Genomic DNA, 19,078 nt, shown 5'->3' on the forward strand with positions numbered 1-19,078 from the left:
CCTGTGACAGGCGCGCGCGACCGCCTTGTTTGTACGACACGATATCGCGGCATGCGCCAAGGGGGGGCGCGCGCAAATCCCGCAGGAATGATTGGCCCGAAACAAACGTAGGAGCGAGCGCAGCTCGCGATGCGCCGCGCGGGCGGCGCTCGGTCTCAAAGGCGCTGCACGACTCGCGCCATACATACCCTCAATCCCAGCGCAGATCCTCAGCCGGCACCGGCCGCCCGAACCAGTACCCTTGCCCCAGCTGGCACTCCTCCTGCAACAGGAAGGTGGCCTGTTCCGCCTGCTCGATGCCCTCGGCATGCACCTGCATACCCATGCTACGGGCCAAGGCGATGATCACCCGCACAATTGCGATGTCATCCTCATCCACTGGCAACCCAGCTACAAACCCTTGGTCGATTTTCAACTTCTGCACCGGCAAACGCTTGAGCCGCAGCAGTGATGAATACCCGGTGCCAAAGTCGTCGATGGCCAAGGTCACCCCCAGCTCGCGCAAACGGTGCAGTTGCTCAAGCGCCACCTCAGGGTCTTCCATCACCGCGCTTTCGGTCACTTCCAGCTCCAGCAAGGCCGGAGCCAGGCCGGTGTCGTGCAGCACTTCGGCTACCTGTTGATACAGTTCGTGCTGGCCAAACAGGCGGCTGGAGATGTTTACCCCCACAAATGCCAGCTGCCGGCCTTCAGCCTGCCACTGCACCATTTGCCGGCAGGCCTGGCGCAGCACCCAGGTATCGATCTCGGCAATCAGGCCGGTGCGTTCGGCAATCGGGATGAACTCACCCGGCGGTACCAGGCCGCGCCTGGGGTGCTGCCAGCGCACCAGTGTCTCGACCCCGACCTGTCGGCCTGATGCCAGGTCGTGTACCGGCTGGAAGTACACCCTCAGTTCATCCTGCTCCAGGGCCCGACGCAATTCAGCGGCGGTCTCGACCCGATGCTGTGCATGGGCGGTCAGCTCTTCGGTGTACAGGGCATAGCAGGCCCGCCCGTTGCTTTTGGCCTTGTACAACGCCGAGTCGGCATTGCGCAGTAACTGCTCGGCACCCAAGGCATCGCTGGGGTACAGGCTGATTCCGACGCTGGCGCTGATGAACAGGCGATTGCCCTCGAACTGAAACGGCTCACGCATGCGCTCGATGATGCACTGCGCCAGCTTGCCCGCCTGGCCGACCTGTTGGCAGTTCTCGGCCAGCACGCCGAACTCGTCGCCGCCCAGGCGCGCCAGGGTCATACCGTTACCCAACACCTCGCCCAGACGCTCGCCCACCAGCTTCAACAACTGGTCGCCAATGGTATGGCCCAGGCCGTCGTTTATGCTCTGGAAATGATCCAGGTCCAGCAGCAACAAGGCGCAACCGCGCTTGTTGGCCTGCGCCGCCGCCAATGCCTGCTCTACCCGGTCGGTAAACAGCAGGCGGTTGGGCAGGCCGGTCAACGGGTCGTGGTGGGCCAGGTAGGCAAGTTCCTGTTCCGAATGCTTGATGGCGCTGATATCACTGAACACCGCCACGTAATGACTGAGTTCACCTTCGTCATCGCGAATGGCGCAAATAGTCTGCCACTGCGGGTAGATTTCACCGCTTTTGCGCCGGTTCCAGATTTCACCGCTCCACTCGCCCTTCTCGGCCAGGGTGGCAAAAACCTCCTGGTAGAAGGCCAGGCCATGGTGGCCGGACTTGAACTTGTTCGGGCGCTGGCCGATAACCTCATCCTGCTGGTAGCCGGTGATGCGCATGAAGGCACGATTGACGTGCACGATAAGGCCCTGGCGGTCGGTCACCAGCACACCTTCGAGGGTACTGTCGAACACCGCGGCAGCCATGCGCAGCCGTTCACGGTCTTCACAACGCAGACGTGCGCCATGGCCGATGAAGTTGAGCAGGCGCACGCGCGACACATAGATCAGCACGGCACTGAGCAGCACCCAGACCACCACATTGATCTGCCGCCCCACGGTCAGTGCCAAGGGGTCGTCAGTCATGCTGTGCAGCATCATCTCCGCCAGCGCAAGCCAGAGGATCGAGAGCACCACATACAGCGCAGCCATGCGCAAGGCGTCGCGAACGGAAACAGACATGTCGGGTGGGAAAGGCCATCAAAAAGGAGTGGGCATTATAAAGGCTGAAACATGTCGTGACCTCCTATCTCAACGGTTGACTGGTTTTATTTCCCCGCCAAGGGATAATCAGCCCTTCCCCCTGCATTTCGAGGGTATTTGCACCTATGTGGTATAACGGCCTGCTCGACCTGTCGGCCTGGCAACTGGTCGGCATCACTCTGTTGATGACCCACGTGACCATTGTCAGCGTCACGGTCTACCTGCATCGCTACTCCGCGCACCGGGCCCTGGAGCTCAACGGCGCGCTCAAGCACTTCTTCCGCTTCTGGCTGTGGCTGACCACGGCGCAGAACACCCGCGAGTGGACCGCCGTCCACCGCAAGCACCACGCCAAGTGCGAAACCCCCGACGACCCGCACAGCCCGGTGTACAAGGGCCTGGGCACAGTGCTGCGCAAAGGTGCCGAGCTGTACCGTGAAGAGGCGCGCAACCCCGAAACCCTGCGCATCTATGGCAAGAACTGCCCGGATGACTGGATCGAGCGCAACCTGTACTCGCGTTACAAACTGGGCGGTATCGCACTGATGGCGGTGATCGACCTGCTGCTGTTCGGCACCATAGGCATCACCATCTGGGCGGTGCAGATGATGTGGATTCCGTTCTGGGCCGCCGGTGTGGTCAACGGCCTGGGCCATGCCCTGGGCTATCGCAACTTCGAATGCCGCGACGCGGCCACCAACCTGGTGCCATGGGGCATCGTCATCGGCGGTGAAGAACTGCACAATAACCATCACACCTACCCCAACTCGGCCAAGCTCTCGGTCAAACGCTGGGAGTTCGACATGGGCTGGGCGTGGATCCGCCTGTTCTGCCTGCTGCGTCTGGCCAAGGTGCAGCGCGTAGCGCCCATCGCCCATCGGGTGGCCGGCAAGGCCAGCCTGGACATGGACACCGCCATGGCCATCCTCAACAACCGCTTCCAGATCATGGCCCAGTACCGCAAGCTGGTGATCGGCCCGCTGGTGAAACAGGAACTGGCCCGCGTCGATGCCTCGGTGCGCCACCGCTTCCGCCGTGCCAAACGGCTGCTCTCGCGCGAAACCAGCCTGCTGGAAGACCGCCACCACGTGCGCATCGAGTCCATGCTCGCGCACAGCCAGGCACTGAAAACCATCTACGAAAAGCGCCTGGCCCTGCAGCAGATCTGGGCGCGCACCAGCGCCAACGGCCACGACATGCTGGCTGCCATGAAAGACTGGGTACACGAGGCCGAAACCAGCGGCATCCAGGCACTGCGCGACTTCGCAGCACAACTCAAGACTTACTCGCTACGCCCGACCGGCGCCTGACCGCCGTTGATCGGCACGCCTCTCAGCGGGGCGTGCCGTTCGGAACTTAGCCCCCACCTCTCCACTCGAATCTGGAATATCGCCTGCGTGGCGGGCCGGATGCTGGCCGCACGCTTTCACGTTGAGACCTGCTCCGTGCACATGGCCAAGAACATTCCAACGATATTTCCGGGTACCCCACCTCCCGAAGCCGCCCAGACCTTGCTGGCGTTACTCCACGCCCAAGGCGAGGTTGCCCGCCTGAGTGAGCGCGATCAGCTGTTCAGCTCGTTGCTCGACAGCGTCAATGCAGTGCTTTGGGCCTTCGACTGGGGAACCCGTCAGGTGCTGTACGTCAGCCCAGCCTACGAGCGCATCTTCGGCCGCCCGGTCAGCCTGGTGCTGGCTGACTACAACGAATGGCGTGACAGCATCTACCCCGACGACCTCGAATTCGCCGAACGTAGCCTGGCCCAGGTCCTGCTCAAGGGTGCGGTGGAAGACCGCGAGTACCGCATCCTCAATGCCGACGGGCAAATACGCTGGCTGAGCGACAAGTGCTACATCAACCAGCAGCACGATGGCGACCGGGTAATCATTGTCGGTATCGCCGAAGACATCACCGAGAAGAAGCAGCTTGAAGGCGAACTGCAGCGCCTGGCCACCACCGACGTGCTGACCCAGAGCAGTAACCGCAGGCACTTCTTCGAATGTGCTCAGCAAGCCTTCGACAGTGCTCGCGAGGACGGTACACCGCTGGCTTTCCTGCTGCTGGATATCGACGACTTCAAACGCATCAACGACAGCTATGGCCACCAGGAAGGCGACCAGGTGCTGCAACACATCGCCGACAGCGGCAAGGCCGTGCTACGCCGGGGCGACCTGTTCGGGCGCATTGGCGGCGAAGAATTTGCTGCGGTGTTTCCGGGCTGCAACGCTCAGGTCGCGGAGCAGATTGCCGAGCGCTTGCAGCGGCAGATTCAGCACTTGAGCTTTAGCCATGGGCAGCAGACGTACGGGGTGACTGTGAGTCAGGGGCTGACCGGGCTGACCGATGAGGATGTGACGCTGGACAGCCTCTATGCGCGGGCAGATGCGGCAATGTACAGGGCCAAGCGGCAGGGCAAGAATCAGATAGTCCGCGGCTGATCAGGCGGCAGGGGCACCGGCTTTGGCCGGTATTCGCGGGCCCGGCGCCACACCTGTGGGAGCGGGCAAGCCCGCGAAGGGTCGCAATGCGGCCCCCGAATCTCAGCTGGAAACCTCGGCCCCAGCCACCGGCGGTTCTTCCTGTGGCTTTACTTCCGGGCTCTCCACTTTGCGCAACCGCCTAAGCTCCGGCAGGCCAAGCTTGAGCAGGCGCGCCGTCTTGCCGCTGGCCACCTTCTCCAGCCCCTGCTCAGCCGGCAGCCGCGACAACTGCCCAGCCAGGTTCATGGCCAGGATCTCCAGCGAGTAAACGCCGCCACCCAACTGGTAGATCGCAGCGATCAACTCGCGCAGTGCCAGCGGCAGACGCCAGCGAGTACGCAGCGCCGAGCCGAACGCCGCACCAAACTCCTCCAGCGATTGCTGCACATTGCGCTCGTTCAGGTCTCCCCCGGCCAGCCGCCACTCCTGCAGGCAGCGCAACACCGCCAGGTCGCCCAGGCAATGCAGCAAGCCCGCGCAATAACAACGCCCCTCGTCCAGTTCGAGCATGCGCGCCAAGGTGCGGCCATATTCGGCAGTGTGCAGTGACAGGTCCCAGTAACGGGTTGCGTGCTCTGCCAACAGTGGGTCGCTGAGGCGTGCGCTGCGCTTGAGGGTCATGCCCAGGATCAGGTTCATGCTTTGGGTACTGCCAAGCTTGTTCAGGGCCTGCAGCAACGTCTGCACCGGGGCTTCACGGTGCAATGCCGCACTATTGGCGGCAGCAATCAGTACCGCCGTGACTTGCGGGTCGTTACACACCTCCTCTTCGAGCGCCCTGAGGTTCAGGCCTTGGGGGTTGAGCGCGCGCTTGATCGCCAGCTGCACATCGGCCAGCAGCGGCCCGCCATCGGCGCTAGCGCGGCGCTGCTCAAGGTAGGCAGGCAGGCTGGCACCCGCCTGCAATGCCGGTACCGGGCAGGCAATCTCCTCGCCAACGGCCAGCAGCAACTCTTCCAGGCGTTTGCGCAGGTTATCCAGATTCAACGGCTTGCTCAGGTAAGCCGTGGGGTGCAGGGGCAGCGCTTCACGCACACTGGCGCTGTCATTGCGGTTACTCATGAGAATGAACGGTACCCCTGGCCCTTTGGCGCGCACCTTGCGCAGCAGGTCGAGGCCATCGACACCGGCCAGCTCACGGGCGGCGATGATCAGGTCAGGCTTGTTGGACAAGGCACTGAGTGCCTGCGAGCCGTCAGTGCATACCTGCAGGCGGGCATCACAACGTACGCTGAGCAGCATCTCGCTGAGTAAATCCCGTACCCAAGGATCGCCTTCGACAATCAGTACGCTTGGTGGGGTGGGGGCTGCAGCACTCATCGCCAACTACTCCTGAATACCCTGACACACAGTCCGTCGCAGCTTCCAAAGCGAGTCCTCCGACAACCATAGCGCTACATGGCTTTTCTGGGCATAAAAAAAACCCGCCTGGGCGGGTTTTTTCTGGAGCACGTCACATCAGGCGATTTCAGCGAAGCACTCTTCGATGATGGCCAGGCCTTTGTCCAGCAGCGCGTCTTCGGCGGTCAGCGGAACAAGGATACGCAGGACGTTGCCGTAGGTACCGCAAGACAGCAGGATCAGACCCTTTTCGCGGGCCTTGGCGACAACCTGGCCAACAGCAGCAGCGTTCGGGGTGTGAGTGCCTTTCTCGAAGACTTCGACGGCGATCATCGAGCCCAGACCACGGACGTCGCCGATGATCGGGTACTTCTTCTGGATTTCGCGCAGGCCGGCGGTCAGGCGCTCACCCACAGCCTTGCTGCGGTCCAGCAGTTTTTCTTCTTCGAACACTTCGATCACGGCCAGGGCCGCGGCGCAAGCGATCGGCGAGCCGGCGTAGGTGCCGCCCAGGCCGCCTGGAGCGATGGCATCCATGTACTCGGCCTTGCCGCACACACCGGCCAGCGGGAAGCCGCCAGCGATGGACTTGGCAAAGGTGGTCAGATCAGGCGCAACGCCCATCTGTTCCATGGCGAAGAAGGTGCCGGTACGGCCAGCGCCAGTTTGTACTTCGTCGGCGATCAGCAGGATGCCGTGCTGGTCGCACAGGGCGCGCAGGCGTTTCATCAGCTCTTTCGGCGCTGGCAGGAAACCGCCTTCGCCTTGTACTGGCTCGAGGATGATCGCGGCGATGTCGCGCGGCTCGGCGTCGTTCTTGAAGATGCGCTCGACCGAGGCAATGGCGTCGTCAACGCTGATACCGTGCAGTTCGCTCGGGAACAGGGCGCGGAAGATACCGCCTGGCATCAGGCCCATGCCAGCGGAGTACGGCACGACCTTGCCAGTCAGGCCGAGGGTCATCATGGTACGGCCGTGATAACCGCCGGTGAAGGCGATGACGCCAGCGCGGCCAGTGGCAGCACGGGCGATCTTGACGGCGTTTTCAACGGCCTCGGAGCCGGTGGTGACCAGCAGGGTCTTCTTGTCGAAGTCGCCTGGGACCAGCTTGTTGATCTTTTCGCACAGCTCTACGTAGGGTTCGTAAGCCAGCACCTGGAAGCAGGTGTGGCTGACCTTGGTCAGCTGCTCTTGCACGGCTGCAACCACTTTCGGGTGCAGGTGGCCGGTGTTCAGCACTGCGATGCCGCCGGCGAAGTCGATCAGTTCGCGGCCTTCAACGTCGATCACGGTCGAGTTCTTCGCGGTGTCGACGAAGATCGGGTGGATCTGGCCGACGCCACGTGGAACGGCAGCTACACGACGTTGCATCAAGGATTCGTTGGTTTTGCTCATAATGCCCTCATTGCGCCGACAGGAATGGCGCTTTTATTCGGGGGTGGCTGGGAGTGCTCGCGAACAGTATTCGTTGATCGACTGTCGTGAGCGCCCTGGCCACCAGGTACTGCAATGTAAAAAAGGCCAGCGAGACGTCGCTCTCGCGCCCCGCTGGCAGAGGTAAAGCCTTTACCGTGCGATCAGACGCTGATGCACAGGTATTTGATTTCGAGGTAGTCCTCGATACCGTACTTGGAACCTTCGCGGCCCAGGCCCGAGGCCTTGATACCACCGAACGGCGCCACTTCGTTGGAGATCAGGCCGGTGTTGATACCCACCATGCCGTATTCCAGGGCTTCGGCAACACGGAACACACGGCTCATGTCACGGGCGTAGAAGTACGAGGCCAGGCCGAACTCGGTGTCGTTGGACATGGCGATGACTTCGGCTTCGTCTTTGAAGCGGAACAGCGGCGCCAGTGGGCCGAAAGTCTCTTCCTTGGCGACAGCAGCGGTCTTCGGTACGTCTACCAGGATGGTCGGTTCGAAGAAGTTGCCTTCGATCAGCTTGCCACCGGACAGCACTTTGGCGCCTTTGCTGACGGCGTCCTCGATGTGCTCCTGGACCTTGGCGACAGCCTTGCCGTCGATCAGCGGGCCAGTGGTGGTGCCGTCTTCCAGGCCGTTACCGATCTTCAGCTTGGCAACTGCAGCGGCCAGCTTCTCGGCGAACGCGTCGTAGACGCCGTCCTGCACGTAGATACGGTTGGCGCAAACGCAAGTCTGGCCGTTGTTGCGGTACTTGGAGATGATCGCGCCCTCGACCGCCTTGTCCAGGTCGGCGTCGTCGAACACGATGAACGGGGCGTTGCCACCCAGCTCCAGGGAAACCTTCTTGATGTCCTTGGCGCATTCTTCCATCAGCTGGCGACCGATTTCGGTCGAGCCGGTGAAGGACAGCTTGCGTACCAGGGAGTTGCCGGTCAGTTCGCCGCCAACTTCGCCGGCGCTGCCGGTAACCACGCTCAGCACGCCTGCCGGGATGCCGGCACGGTGGGCCAGCTCAACCAGGGCCAGAGCGGAGTATGGGGTTTGCGAAGCAGGCTTGAGCACCATGGTGCAGCCAGCGGCCAGGGCCGGGCCGGCTTTACGGGTGATCATGGCGGCCGGGAAGTTCCACGGGGTAATGGCCGCGGTAACGCCGATTGGCTGCTTGATGACAATCAGGCGCTTGTCTGGCTGGTGGCCCGGGATGGTGTCACCGTAGATGCGCTTGGCTTCTTCGGCGAACCACTCGATGAACGAGGCAGCGTAGGCGATTTCGCCCTTGGCTTCGGCCAGCGGCTTGCCCTGCTCGGTGGTCATCAGGCGAGCCAGGTCGTCCTGGTTCTCGATCATCAGTTCGAACCAGCGACGCAGCTTGGCCGAACGCTCTTTCGCAGTCAGGGCACGCCAGGCCGGCAGGGCCTTGTCAGCGGCTTCGATGGCGCGGCGGGTTTCCGCGGTGCCCATCTTCGGCACGGTACCGATGACTTCGCCGGTGGCCGGGTTGGTCACCTTGATGGTCTGGCCGTTGTCCGCATCCAGCCACTCACCATTGATATAGGCTTGCTGGCGGAACAACTGAGCGTCTTTGAGCTGCATGTCGGCTTCCCGAATTGTTGATTGTTGAAAAGCGCCCAAGGCAGGGCATCGAGCGTTTGAAATCTCAAACGAATGCTAAGCGGCTGCTGGGGTGTTGGACAATAGGCTGTTCGAAAAAAAGAACGAATGGTTGAACAGCCCATCTGAAATCACCCGCAGAATGGCCGCTAAAGGGTAGACGATGCTGCGGCCGGACTCGGGGCGAAGCCAAAATTCGTTTCACTGCTGGTCACGGTCAGTTTCCACACGCCCTGACGTCGGGCTGAAACGATGATGCTGTCGTCATCGGCAGAGTAATCGACGGCATTGACGTGGATCCAGTTACGGCCGGTATTACCCCGGCCGACAGTTCGATCGGTACTGTCGTGTATCCGGCCCCAGGTATCTGCACAGCCAACACGGTAAAAACAGCTACAGATCAAGGCGATGGACGTCAACGACACAGATGGGTATCATGCGTGCGCGTTGCACTCGTAGCTCAGCTGGATAGAGTACTGCCCTCCGAAGGCAGGGGTCGTGGGTTCGAATCCCGCCGAGTGCGCCATATCAAGAAAGCCCTGGGCCTGAGCCCGGGGCTTTTTCGTTTGTGCGCCATGTCACCTTTCTGGTACTCCCGTGCCACGGGTCATTGATGTTAGCGTGGGCGTCTTCCCGTTCTCTGGACGGGTACCCCATAACAATGATTGGCGAAGGAATGCGCACAACCATGCAGTTGAAAAAACTCACCGCCACCACCCTGTTGCTGGCCAGCATCGGCCTGTTCACCCAGTCTGCCCAGGCCAACCTCACCCAGCAGCAGTCCGGAGCTATTGTCAAAGCCTTCGACGGCAGCGACCCAAGCGACTTCAAGCAATTCCTCGGCAAGCTCAAAGGCAGCAACCTGGGCAAGGCCGACAACCTCGAGGCAACCGTCGACGCCTACCTGGCCAACAAGCCATTGGCCGCCGGGCAACAAGACGAGATCAACCGCCTGCTCGGCCTGTATACCCGCATCAAGTATGGCAAGGCCGCTACCGAAACCCTGCGTGAACTGGTAGCCATCCCCACCTTCAATGTCGAGGGTACGCCGCAGTACGAAAACCCTGAATTCCTCAAGATCGCCGACAGGATCAAGGCCTTGGCCGACCGCTTCGGCCTGGCCTTCCGCAACATCGACAACCGGGTGTACGAGATCTCGCTTGGCAGCGGGAAGGAAGTGATCGGCATCCATGCCCACGCTGACGTAGTGCCGGTCAACCCGGACAACTGGAAGCTGGCCGATGGTACGCGCCTGGACCCGTTCAAGGTCACCCTGGTGGGTGACCGCATGTACGGCCGCGGCACCGAAGACGACAAGAACGGCATCGTGGTGGCGATGTACGCACTGAAAGTGGCCAAGGACGAAAACCTGCCGCTCGCCCGGCAGTTCAAGCTGCTGATCGACACCACCGAAGAAACCAGCGGTGATGCCATTCCCTACTACTTCGAGCGCAACCCTACGCCCGACTACAACCTGGCCCTCGACGGCGGCTACCCGGTAGTGATTGCCGAGAAGGGCTACGGCACGGTCATGGCCAGCTTCAACAAGCGCCCGGCCAGCGGCAAGGGTGCCGAGATCGTCAACCTGACCGGTGGCCTGGCGACCAACCAGATCCCGACAACTTCGGTTGCGACCCTGATTTCTGACAACCCGGCACAGCTGGCCAAGCACCTGCAGCAAGCCGGCGCCAGATATGTGAAGCAGCATGGAAGCGACTTCAGCATCGACGCCAAGGCCGACGGCAAGCAAGTCTTGCTCACCGTGACCGGTGTTTCCGCACACTCTTCGGAGCCGGAATCCGGCATCAACCCGGTGGCGCGTATGCTCGACTTCATCAATGGCCTCGGCCAGCAGGTGTCGCTCAAGCACAACCACTTTACCGACGCTGCCCGCTATGCCGCCGACAACTGGGGCCTGGACTACTTGGGCAACAAGCTCGGCGTGGCCTTCAAGGACCCGTTCATGGGCCCGCTGACCACTTCACTGACCTTTGTCGGGGTGGATGACAAAGGCTTGAAGCTGGCGGTAAACCTGCGCATTCCCAAGGGGAAGCCGATCGCCACGATCAAGGACGAACTGGCCGACAAACTGGGCAAATGGACCCGGCAAAGCAACACCTCGGTGGCGTTCGATTACAGCCTGGACGAGCCGATGTACCGTAACCCTGAAGGCGAATGGGTCCAGGCTCTGCTCGCCGTGGCCACCGAGAACCTGGGTATGAAGCATGAGTTCGGTACCTCGGCCGGCGCGACTTCGGTGCACGATCTTCCCAACGGTGTGCAATTTGGCCTGGCGATGCCGGACGTGAAGTACACCGGGCACAACGACAACGAGTTCAAGACCGTGGAACAGTTCATGCTGGACCTGCAGATAGTGAGCGAAATGGTGGCGCGGATCGGGCAGATGCCGAAGCTTTGATGGGCATTACGGCCTCTTCGCGGCTTTAGCCGCAAAAAGACCGCTGCAAGCGAACAGCAATGACGTTTTTCAATCGCCTCCATGCCGTTTCCTGCATTGCCGTGCAGAGCGCCGTACCGGATGCTTTAGTTACTCCGAGACAGTGCTTTTTTCACCCGCAGAGGCCCGTATGAAGACCGTCGAACAAATCCTCAAGACCAAGTCCCAGCACCAGACCGTCTACACCATCGGCCCGGATGACTCGGTGCTCGACGCCCTGAAACTGCTGGCGGAGAAAAACATCGGTGCGCTGCCTGTAGTCGAGGGCAGCCAGGTAGTGGGTATCGTCAGTGAACGGGACTATGCGCGCAAACTGGTCCTCAAGGGCCGCTCTTCCGCCGCCACCCCGGTACGCGAAATCATGAGTGCACCGGTGGTCACCGTGGAACCCAAGCAAAAGCTCGATTTCTGCATGAACCTGATGACCGACCGCCACCTGCGTCACCTGCCGGTGGTCGACAACGGCAGATTGCTCGGCCTGCTGTCGATCGGTGACCTGGTCAAGGAAACCATCGCCGAACAGGCCAACCTGATCAAGCAAATGGAGCAGTACATCCGCGGCGAATGACGCGCCTCAATGGTAGGCGCGCTCCAGCTCGTCCAGTTGATGGTCGAAGCTACGCAAGCGCGCCGACCAGGTGTACACCAACACTTCCAGGTCGCGGTTGAGCACTGCCGTATTGCCGTGGCCGCTGTGCGTGGGCTCGCCGAGGTCCAGCTGGTAGCGTTCACGGGCCATCGCCTGTGCCACGCTGGACAGGTCGCGAGCATTGGCCAGCCAGTGGTGATGGCGGTCATGGATTTCGCGGTCGAGCACCCGGCACTGGCGCTTCAGCGCATCCAGGCTCTGCTCCAGCGGTGTGCCCCTGAGCTCGCCCATGACCTCTTCGAAGGTACGCCCCGAATGCCAGTAGCTGCCCCAGAAATAGCGGTCGAAAACCGTCTCGACGCGGCGTAGTGCAACCTTGGTGTTCCAGATGGTCAGCAACGTTCGCCCCTGCACCACTTCGCGCTTGTTCAGGCGCAACTGCTGCCAGGCGATCCATGTCAGCGCCACCAGAGCAACCGCCACAGTGACTGCTGCAGCGGCATACAGGAAATGCACCGCCTGGGTCATCTGTTGCGTCTGCCTGATGCCATAGAAGTAACTGGCCGTCAGGGTGCCCAGGATCGTCACGGAACACCAGAAGCCTGGTGCGTAGGGATCTTTCATCGCGCTATCCCCTTATTGTTTTCCTGAGCATAGCAACGGCCGATCACTCGTCAGGTGCCGCTCGGCGCTTTATTTTCGGGGGCGGCGCAATGCTTCGTTGAGTTGATCGAAGGGCACAGCCCAATCGGAATCGTCAATGATGCTTTCCTTGAGAAATGCACGCTGAGCGTCGCTCCAGAACGGCGCATCCACCAGCTTGATTTCGTTTTTCAGCGGGGAATGGCAGGTAATGAACTGATCGATACTCTTGGGATCGTCGGGCAAGCCCAACTGCTTGAACAGCTCGGCAAAGGGATGGATCGGCGCTTCCATGGTTCCTCCTGAGCGCCAGGCAAGCCGTCCACGACGCCCGCCTGGCATTGGTTTGAAAACATCAGCACAGCTCGCACACTTCAGCGTGCGGCACCAGTTTCATGTACTGCTCCATGCTCATGTGAATCAGGTGATCGTGGTCACCCGCCTCCAGGTAGACATCGCCTTGGCGGGTGAGACTCGGGTCGAGCAGCATTTTTATCTGGTAAGCATCGCCAAGGGCCGGCACGGCACCGCGCTCGCAGTCATTGAACAGGCTCGGCAGACCGCTTTCACGGGTCAGATGCCAGGCCCCGGACATACGCACCTTGTCCATGTCCAGATGCCGGTTGGCCGGTAGCACGGCCATGATGTAGTTGCCGTGACGATCATCGACCATCACCGCCTTGGCGACCCGCTCTGCGGGCACGCCGGCCATACGGGCTGACTCCAGGCTGGTGGCCGAATGTGGGTGGGGAATGATGTCGTAGTCGCAGTTGGCCTTGTCCAGGCTGGCCTGCAGGGTCTTTGCCATACGCATGATGCACCTCCGGTTTCGCCCCCCAATTTTCAATTTTAGGCCGGGTACGAGTGGTCGGGGCTAAACTTGTGTAAATACGCGCAAATGAGGTGACGACAGGTGATCGCCCACTGCTGGCGCTGGCTGTTGCTGCTGTTGTTGCTTGGCATCACGCCAAGTGGCCAGGCCGCGCCCGGCGCGGTGTGGGTGCTGGGCATCGACGACGCCATCGGCCCGGCCAGCGCCGACTACCTGGTACGCAGCCTCGGCCAGGCCCAGGCACAAGGCGCGCAACTGGTGGTTATCCGCATGGATACCCCGGGCGGGCTGGACAGCGCCATGCGCCAGATGATCAAGGCAATTCTCGCCAGCCCTGTACCGGTCGCCAGCTACGTTGCCCCCAGCGGAGCCCGCGCCGCCAGCGCCGGCACCTATATTCTCTACGCCAGCCATATTGCGGCGATGGCGCCCGGGACCAATCTGGGTGCTGCCACACCGGTGCGGATCGGCGGCCCGCCTGGCACGCCCGATGAGGACAAGGCCAAAGGCGGCGACGATGAAGCCCTCGCACGCAAACAGGTCAACGACGCCGCCGCTTACATCCGTGGCCTGGCGCAAATGCGCGGCCGCAACGCCGACTGGGCGGAGAAGGCCGTGCGCGAGGCGGTCAGCCTGTCCGCCAGCGAGGCCTTGCGGCTGAACGTGATCGATCAGGTAGCCGATGACCTGCCTGACCTGCTGCGCAAGCTCGACGGCAAAACGCTCCAGGTGGCCGGCCAGCCACGCCAGTTGCAAACCGCAGGCGCCAGCGTGGTCGAGCACCTGCCGGACTGGCGCACTAGGGTTCTGGCGGTCATCACCAACCCCAGCGTAGCGCTGATCCTGATCATGATCGGCGTTTACGGCCTGTTGTTCGAATTCATGAACCCCGGTTCTGCGGTGGGTGGTGTGGTCGGTGGTATCTGCCTGCTGCTGGCGCTGTATGCGCTGCAGCTATTGCCGGTGAGTTTCGCCGGGGTGGCGCTGATCCTGCTTGGCATTACCTTCATGATCGCCGAAGCCTTCTTGCCCAGTTTCGGCGTGGTCGGCTTCGGCGGCATCGTTGCCTTTGTGGTCGGCGCGTTGATCCTGATCGACACCGACGCTCCCGGTTTCGGCATCCCTCTGGCCTTGATCGGCACCCTGGCGCTGCTCTCGGCATTACTGATCGGTGGCGTGCTGGGCATGGCTCTCAAGGCCCGCCAACGGGCACTGGTCAGTGGCGACGCCGGCCTGGTCGGCAGCCTGGTCACCGTCACCCAGGTGATGGCAAGTGACCCATTCTGTGGCGTCGTGCTGGCTCAGGGCGAGCCATGGCAAGCGCGGTGCGCAACACCGCTGCAAACTGGCCAGAACGTACGGGTGACCGCGCGCCATGGCGTGATGCTGGAAGTGAGCGCCGCCGCCCCTGCGACGCAAGGAGAATGAGCATGTTCATGCAATTCGGTTTCGGCGCTGTGCTGATCGTGCTGGCCATGCTGGTGCTGTCGGCGTTTCGCATCCTGCGCGAATACGAGCGCGGCGTGGTGTTTCAACTGGGGCGCTTCTGGCAGGTCAAAGGGCCGGGGCTGATCCTGTTGATCCCGGTGATTCAGCAAATGGTACGGGTCGACCTGCGTACAGTGGTACTGGATGTGCCGCCGCAGGATGTGATCACCCGCGACAACGTTTCGGTCAAGGTCAACGCAGTGTTGTACTTTCGCGTGCTCGACCCGCAGAAAGCGATCATTCAGGTCGAGGATTTTCTGGTGGCGACCAGCCAGCTGGCCCAGACTACCCTGCGTGCGGTGCTGGGCAAGCACGAACTGGATGAGCTGCTGGCAGAGCGCGAGCAATTGAACCTGGACATCCGCCAGGTGCTGGACGCGCAGACGGATGCCTGGGGCATCAAGGTGGCCAACGTCGAGATCAAGCACGTTGACCTGAACGAGTCGATGATACGCGCCATCGCCCGCCAGGCCGAGGCCGAGCGCGAACGTCGGGCCAAGGTGATTCATGCCGAAGGTGAACTGCAAGCGTCGGAGAAACTGATGCAAGCCGCGCAAATGCTGAGCAAAGAGCCGGGGGCGATGCAGTTGCGCTATATGCAGACACTGGGGGCGATTGCCGGGGACAAGAGCTCGACCATCGTCTTCCCGCTGCCGATAGATTTGCTGAAGGGGCTGGCTGGCAAGGAGAAATAGTGATGGACCAATCGCGGGCTTGCCCGCGAATGGCCTGTATTCGGTCTGTCAGACCGGCGCGCGGCGCAAGGTCGCGAGGAAGGTGGCTGCACCAATGAACAACCCGGCAAAGGTCCGGTTCAAACGCTTCTGCTGTTTGGGTGTGCGCAACATGCGCAACACATGCGAAGCCAACCCGGTGTACCCCGCCATCACCAGCAGGTCGACAGTGACCATGGTCACGGTGATCGCCACATATTGCGGCAGCAGCGGCGCATGCGGGTTGAGGAACTGCGGCAGCACCGCCAGCATGAACACCAGCGCCTTGGGGTTGCTGATGTTGACCAGGAAACCACGGAAAACCAGGCTCAGCGGCTTGCCGATCGGGCGCACGCCTGATTCATCGCTCATGTCCATCGGCAGTGCACGCCATTGCTTGTAGGCCAGGTACACCAGGTAGGCGACGCCAAACCACTTGATGACCTGGAACGCCGTGGCCGAGGCGGCCAGGATGGCACCGACGCCGGCGGCGATGATGGCGATCTGCATGATCAGGCCCAGCTGCAGGCCCAAGGCGTTCCAGTAACCACGCCAGAAGCCGTATTGCAGGCCGCTGGACATCGAGGCAATCGCCCCGGCACCAGGTGAAAGGCTGATCACCCAGCAGGCAGCAAAGAAGCCCAACCATACTTCCATCGACATCACACACCTCGCTCGAACATTTGTTGCAAAACGTTAAGCTAAGGTTTTGGCGAAAAAATAACCAGTGATTTCTGATGGATTTGTGGTGCCTGACCTGACCTCTTCGCGGGCACGCCCGCTCCCACGCCTACAGTGCATTTTCAGACGCTGTGGGATACCTGTGGGAGCGGGCGCGCCCGCGAAGGGGCCAGTACAGGTTCAGTCAGCTTCGGCAGCTGTTTCTTTGTGCAGGGCCTGTACCTCGGCCCCGCGCCAGCGTCGTACTGACTTCTGGAAGAACTGGCTATTAGGCACCTGCACAAGCGCCCCACCCGCCTCGGGCATTTCCAGCAGCGTGGTGAACAGCAGGTTGATGGCGATCACCCGGCCTTTCACACCGGGCTTGTCGAGGGTGTCGACCAGCTCGACCACATCGCCGATGCGAAACGGCCCAACCGTGAATATCAACACCGCGCACAACAGGTTGGACAACACGCTCCACATGGCGAAGAAGGCCACCGCCGCTACCGCTACGAAGCCGGAAAGTGCTGTCCACAACACAGTCGCCGAAACACCCAGGCGCTCCAGCACGAACAGCAGCGCGCTGCCCATGATCAGCCAGCGCAGGCCACCGCGAACGGGCACCAGCAACTCCGGCGGCAACGGGTAACGCTGGCCGAGTCGGCCAAGCCCACGGGCGACGATACGCTGCAGGATGAACGCCGCGACCAGGATCAAGAGTATCTGCAAGCCTAGCCAGAAGGTATCCATCCATTGCCCTGGCAGCAGCGAACGCAGTTCCTCCATCAGGACAGCGCCTCGAGTTCGGCCTGCATGCTTTCAAGGGTTTCCAGCGCTTCCATCCAGGCCTCTTCCAGCTCGCCTTCGCGTTGCTTGAGCTTGGTCTGGCGCGCCAGCAGGTCGCGCAACTCGTCCTTGCGCGCCGCCTCGTAAAGGCCACCATCACCCAGCGCGGTCTCGATCTCGGCCAACTGCGCGTGCACCTGGTTGAGCTCGGTTTCCAGCTTGTCGGCAGCCTTCTTGTGCGGTGCCAACTGCTGACGCAAGGCTGCGGCAGCCTGGCGCTGGGCTTTCTTGTCGGTCTTGTCCGGGTTGGCCGGTGCAGTACTGGCCGGCGCACTGCGCTGGCGGTACTCGACCAGCCAGCGGCTGTAGTCCTCCAGGTCACCGTCGAAGGTGTCGACCTTGCCGTCGGCCACCAGCAGGAAGTCGTCCGTGGTGCTCTTGAGCAAATGACGGTCGTGGGACACCACCACCACTGCACCGGCAAACTCCTGCAAGGCCATGGTCAGTGCCAGACGCATTTCCAGGTCCAGGTGGTTGGTCGGTTCGTCAAGCAGCAGCAGGTTTGGCCGCTCCCAGGCAATCAGCGCAAGTGCCAGGCGAGCCTTTTCGCCACCGGAGAAGTTAACCACTGGCTCGTCGCAGCGGGCACCGTGGAAGTCGAAGCCGCCGAGGAAGTCGCGCAGCGTCTGCTCACGCTCGGTAGGGGCGATGCGCTGCAGGTGCAGCAGCGGGCTGGCCTTGTCGTCCAGCGAGTCCAGCTGATGCTGGGCAAAGTAGCCTACAGCCAGGTTCTCGCCACGAACCAGACGGCCCGACAACGGCTCCAGCTCACCTGCAAGGTTCTTGATCAGGGTCGACTTGCCGGCGCCGTTGGGCCCAAGCAAACCAATACGAGCGCCTGGGGTGAGCTGCAGTTTGACCTTGTCGAGGATGGCCTTGTCGCCATAACCCAGGCGACCTTCGGAAAGGCTCAGCAACGGGCTGGAAATTTTCTGCGATTCACGGAAGACAAAGTCGAACGGCGAATCGACATGCGCCGCCGACAGCTCTTCCATGCGCTCAAGGGCCTTGATCCGGCTTTGCGCCTGACGGGCCTTGGTAGCCTGAGCCTTGAAGCGGGCAATGTACTTTTCCATGTGCGCGCGCTGCGCCTGCTGCTTCTCGTAGGCCTGCTGCTGCTGCGCCAGGCGCTCGGCACGGGTGCGCTCAAAGGCGGTATAGCCGCCTTTGTACAAGTTGAGCTTGCGCTGCTCGACGTGCAGCACATGGTCGACCACGGCATCAAGGAAGTCACGGTCGTGGGAGATCAGCAACAACGTGCCGGGGTAGCCCTTGAGCCAGTCTTCCAGCCACAGGATCGCGTCGAGGTCGAGGTGGTTGGTAGGCTCGTCGAGCAGCAACAGGTCGGACGGGCACATCAGGGCCTGGGCTAGGTTCAGGCGCATCCGCCAGCCACCAGAGAAATCGCCGACACGGCGGTCCATCTGCTCGTTGGTGAAGCCCAGCCCAGCCAGCAATTTGCGCGCACGGGCGTCGGCGGTATAGCCGTCGGCGCTTTCCAGCTCACTGTGCAGGCGCGCCAGGGCGGTGCCGTCGTGGGCCTGCTCGGCCGCGGCCAGTTCGGCCTGGACCTTGCGCAGGCGCACGTCGCCGTCAAGCACATAGTCCACAGCCAGGCGGTCGAGGGTGTCGACCTCTTGGCGCATGTGGGCGATGCGCCAGTCGCCGGGCAGTTGGCAGTCACCGGCATCGGGTGACAGCTCACCGCGCAGCAAGGCGAACAGGCTGGATTTTCCGGCGCCGTTGGCGCCGATCAGGCCGGCCTTGTGACCGGCGTGCAGGGTCATCTCGGCGCCTTCTAGCAAGCGCTGCGGACCACGCTGTAAAGTGAGGTTGGATAGTCTGATCATGATGGTCGCGGAGTCTACCAGCTTCCTCGGC

General features: G+C 61.9%; 17 protein-coding genes and 1 tRNA gene. 7 read left to right on the plus strand and 11 right to left on the minus strand.

What is annotated here, in order from left to right; genetic code table 11:
- Positions 1-190 precede the first annotated feature (190 nt).
- Entirely contained in the window at positions 191-2,086 is a 1,896-nt protein-coding gene (dibA, locus tag ACF8EA_RS19955; RefSeq protein WP_021782576.1) for a phosphodiesterase DibA, read from the minus strand.
- 146 nt (positions 2,087-2,232) lie between these two features.
- On the opposite strand from dibA, the gene desA reads away from it, so the two are divergent.
- Positions 2,233-3,417 (plus strand): delta-9 fatty acid desaturase DesA, encoded by a 1,185-nt coding sequence (desA, locus tag ACF8EA_RS19960; protein ID WP_010951599.1) that lies wholly within the window; start codon positions 2,233-2,235, stop codon positions 3,415-3,417.
- 99 nt (positions 3,418-3,516) lie between these two features.
- Positions 3,517-4,545, plus strand: a complete 1,029-nt coding sequence (locus ACF8EA_RS19965; RefSeq protein ID WP_392523047.1) for a GGDEF domain-containing protein — start codon at positions 3,517-3,519, stop codon at positions 4,543-4,545.
- Between the two features lie 102 nt (positions 4,546-4,647).
- Here the strand turns inward: ACF8EA_RS19965 and ACF8EA_RS19970 are convergent, their stop codons facing one another.
- The 4 genes from ACF8EA_RS19970 to ACF8EA_RS19985 all read right to left on the minus strand — a co-directional run bounded on the left by ACF8EA_RS19970 (position 4,648) and on the right by ACF8EA_RS19985 (position 9,391).
- Positions 4,648-5,907, minus strand: coding sequence for an HDOD domain-containing protein (locus ACF8EA_RS19970; RefSeq protein ID WP_392523048.1), 1,260 nt, complete (start codon positions 5,905-5,907; stop codon positions 4,648-4,650).
- 138 nt (positions 5,908-6,045) lie between these two features.
- The gene (gabT, locus tag ACF8EA_RS19975) at positions 6,046-7,323 is read right to left on the minus strand and encodes a 4-aminobutyrate--2-oxoglutarate transaminase (protein WP_003255866.1); all 1,278 of its coding nucleotides are present in this window, start codon (positions 7,321-7,323) and stop codon (positions 6,046-6,048) included.
- A 182-nt stretch (positions 7,324-7,505) separates the two neighbouring features.
- Complete coding sequence (gabD, locus tag ACF8EA_RS19980; RefSeq protein WP_176685274.1) at positions 7,506-8,948, minus strand: NADP-dependent succinate-semialdehyde dehydrogenase; 1,443 nt, start codon at positions 8,946-8,948, stop codon at positions 7,506-7,508.
- Positions 8,949-9,115: 167 nt separating this feature from the next.
- Complete coding sequence (locus tag ACF8EA_RS19985) at positions 9,116-9,391, minus strand: aryl-sulfate sulfotransferase (RefSeq protein WP_392523049.1); 276 nt, start codon at positions 9,389-9,391, stop codon at positions 9,116-9,118.
- Between the two features lie 24 nt (positions 9,392-9,415).
- Here ACF8EA_RS19985 and ACF8EA_RS19990 point away from each other — a divergent pair.
- From ACF8EA_RS19990 to ACF8EA_RS20000, 3 genes are all read left to right on the plus strand, one after another.
- Positions 9,416-9,492 (plus strand) — tRNA-Arg (locus ACF8EA_RS19990).
- A 162-nt stretch (positions 9,493-9,654) separates the two neighbouring features.
- Positions 9,655-11,385 carry a dipeptidase gene (locus ACF8EA_RS19995; RefSeq protein ID WP_392523050.1) on the plus strand — a complete coding sequence of 577 codons (1,731 nt, stop codon included), beginning with the start codon at positions 9,655-9,657 and terminating at the stop codon, positions 11,383-11,385.
- Positions 11,386-11,554: 169 nt separating this feature from the next.
- Positions 11,555-11,992, plus strand: a complete 438-nt coding sequence (locus ACF8EA_RS20000; RefSeq protein ID WP_392523051.1) for a CBS domain-containing protein — start codon at positions 11,555-11,557, stop codon at positions 11,990-11,992.
- Between the two features lie 6 nt (positions 11,993-11,998).
- Here the strand turns inward: ACF8EA_RS20000 and ACF8EA_RS20005 are convergent, their stop codons facing one another.
- The 3 genes from ACF8EA_RS20005 to ACF8EA_RS20015 all read right to left on the minus strand — a co-directional run bounded on the left by ACF8EA_RS20005 (position 11,999) and on the right by ACF8EA_RS20015 (position 13,469).
- Entirely contained in the window at positions 11,999-12,637 is a 639-nt protein-coding gene (locus ACF8EA_RS20005; protein ID WP_021782570.1) for a hypothetical protein, read from the minus strand.
- Positions 12,638-12,706: 69 nt separating this feature from the next.
- On the minus strand, positions 12,707-12,949 hold the full coding sequence (locus ACF8EA_RS20010; protein ID WP_392523052.1) for a DUF2789 domain-containing protein: 243 nt from the start codon (positions 12,947-12,949) through the stop codon (positions 12,707-12,709).
- A gap of 61 nt (positions 12,950-13,010) precedes the next feature.
- Positions 13,011-13,469: an aminoacyl-tRNA deacylase gene (locus ACF8EA_RS20015; RefSeq protein ID WP_252461685.1), complete on the minus strand. Its 459-nt coding sequence runs from the start codon at positions 13,467-13,469 to the stop codon at positions 13,011-13,013.
- Between the two features lie 99 nt (positions 13,470-13,568).
- Between ACF8EA_RS20015 and ACF8EA_RS20020 the strand changes: the two genes are divergently transcribed.
- Entirely contained in the window at positions 13,569-14,915 is a 1,347-nt protein-coding gene (locus ACF8EA_RS20020; RefSeq protein WP_392523053.1) for a nodulation protein NfeD, read from the plus strand.
- A 2-nt stretch (positions 14,916-14,917) separates the two neighbouring features.
- Positions 14,918-15,670 carry a slipin family protein gene (locus ACF8EA_RS20025; RefSeq protein WP_021782566.1) on the plus strand — a complete coding sequence of 251 codons (753 nt, stop codon included), beginning with the start codon at positions 14,918-14,920 and terminating at the stop codon, positions 15,668-15,670.
- A 48-nt stretch (positions 15,671-15,718) separates the two neighbouring features.
- On the opposite strand, the gene ACF8EA_RS20030 is transcribed toward ACF8EA_RS20025, so the two are convergent.
- The 3 genes from ACF8EA_RS20030 to ACF8EA_RS20040 form a co-directional block, all read right to left on the minus strand.
- Positions 15,719-16,351, minus strand: a complete 633-nt coding sequence (locus ACF8EA_RS20030) for a LysE family transporter (protein ID WP_103443291.1) — start codon at positions 16,349-16,351, stop codon at positions 15,719-15,721.
- Between the two features lie 198 nt (positions 16,352-16,549).
- Positions 16,550-17,137, minus strand: coding sequence for a mechanosensitive ion channel family protein (locus ACF8EA_RS20035; RefSeq protein ID WP_103443290.1), 588 nt, complete (start codon positions 17,135-17,137; stop codon positions 16,550-16,552).
- Positions 17,137-19,047, minus strand: coding sequence for an ATP-binding cassette domain-containing protein (locus ACF8EA_RS20040; protein ID WP_392523055.1), 1,911 nt, complete (start codon positions 19,045-19,047; stop codon positions 17,137-17,139). Before ACF8EA_RS20040 ends, ACF8EA_RS20035 begins: the two co-directional genes overlap by 1 nt.
- Between the last annotated feature and the right edge of the window lie 31 nt (positions 19,048-19,078).

Origin of the sequence: Pseudomonas sp. YQ_5, assembly GCF_043103305.1 — a bacterium.
Classification (GTDB): domain Bacteria; phylum Pseudomonadota; class Gammaproteobacteria; order Pseudomonadales; family Pseudomonadaceae; genus Aquipseudomonas; species Aquipseudomonas putida_Y.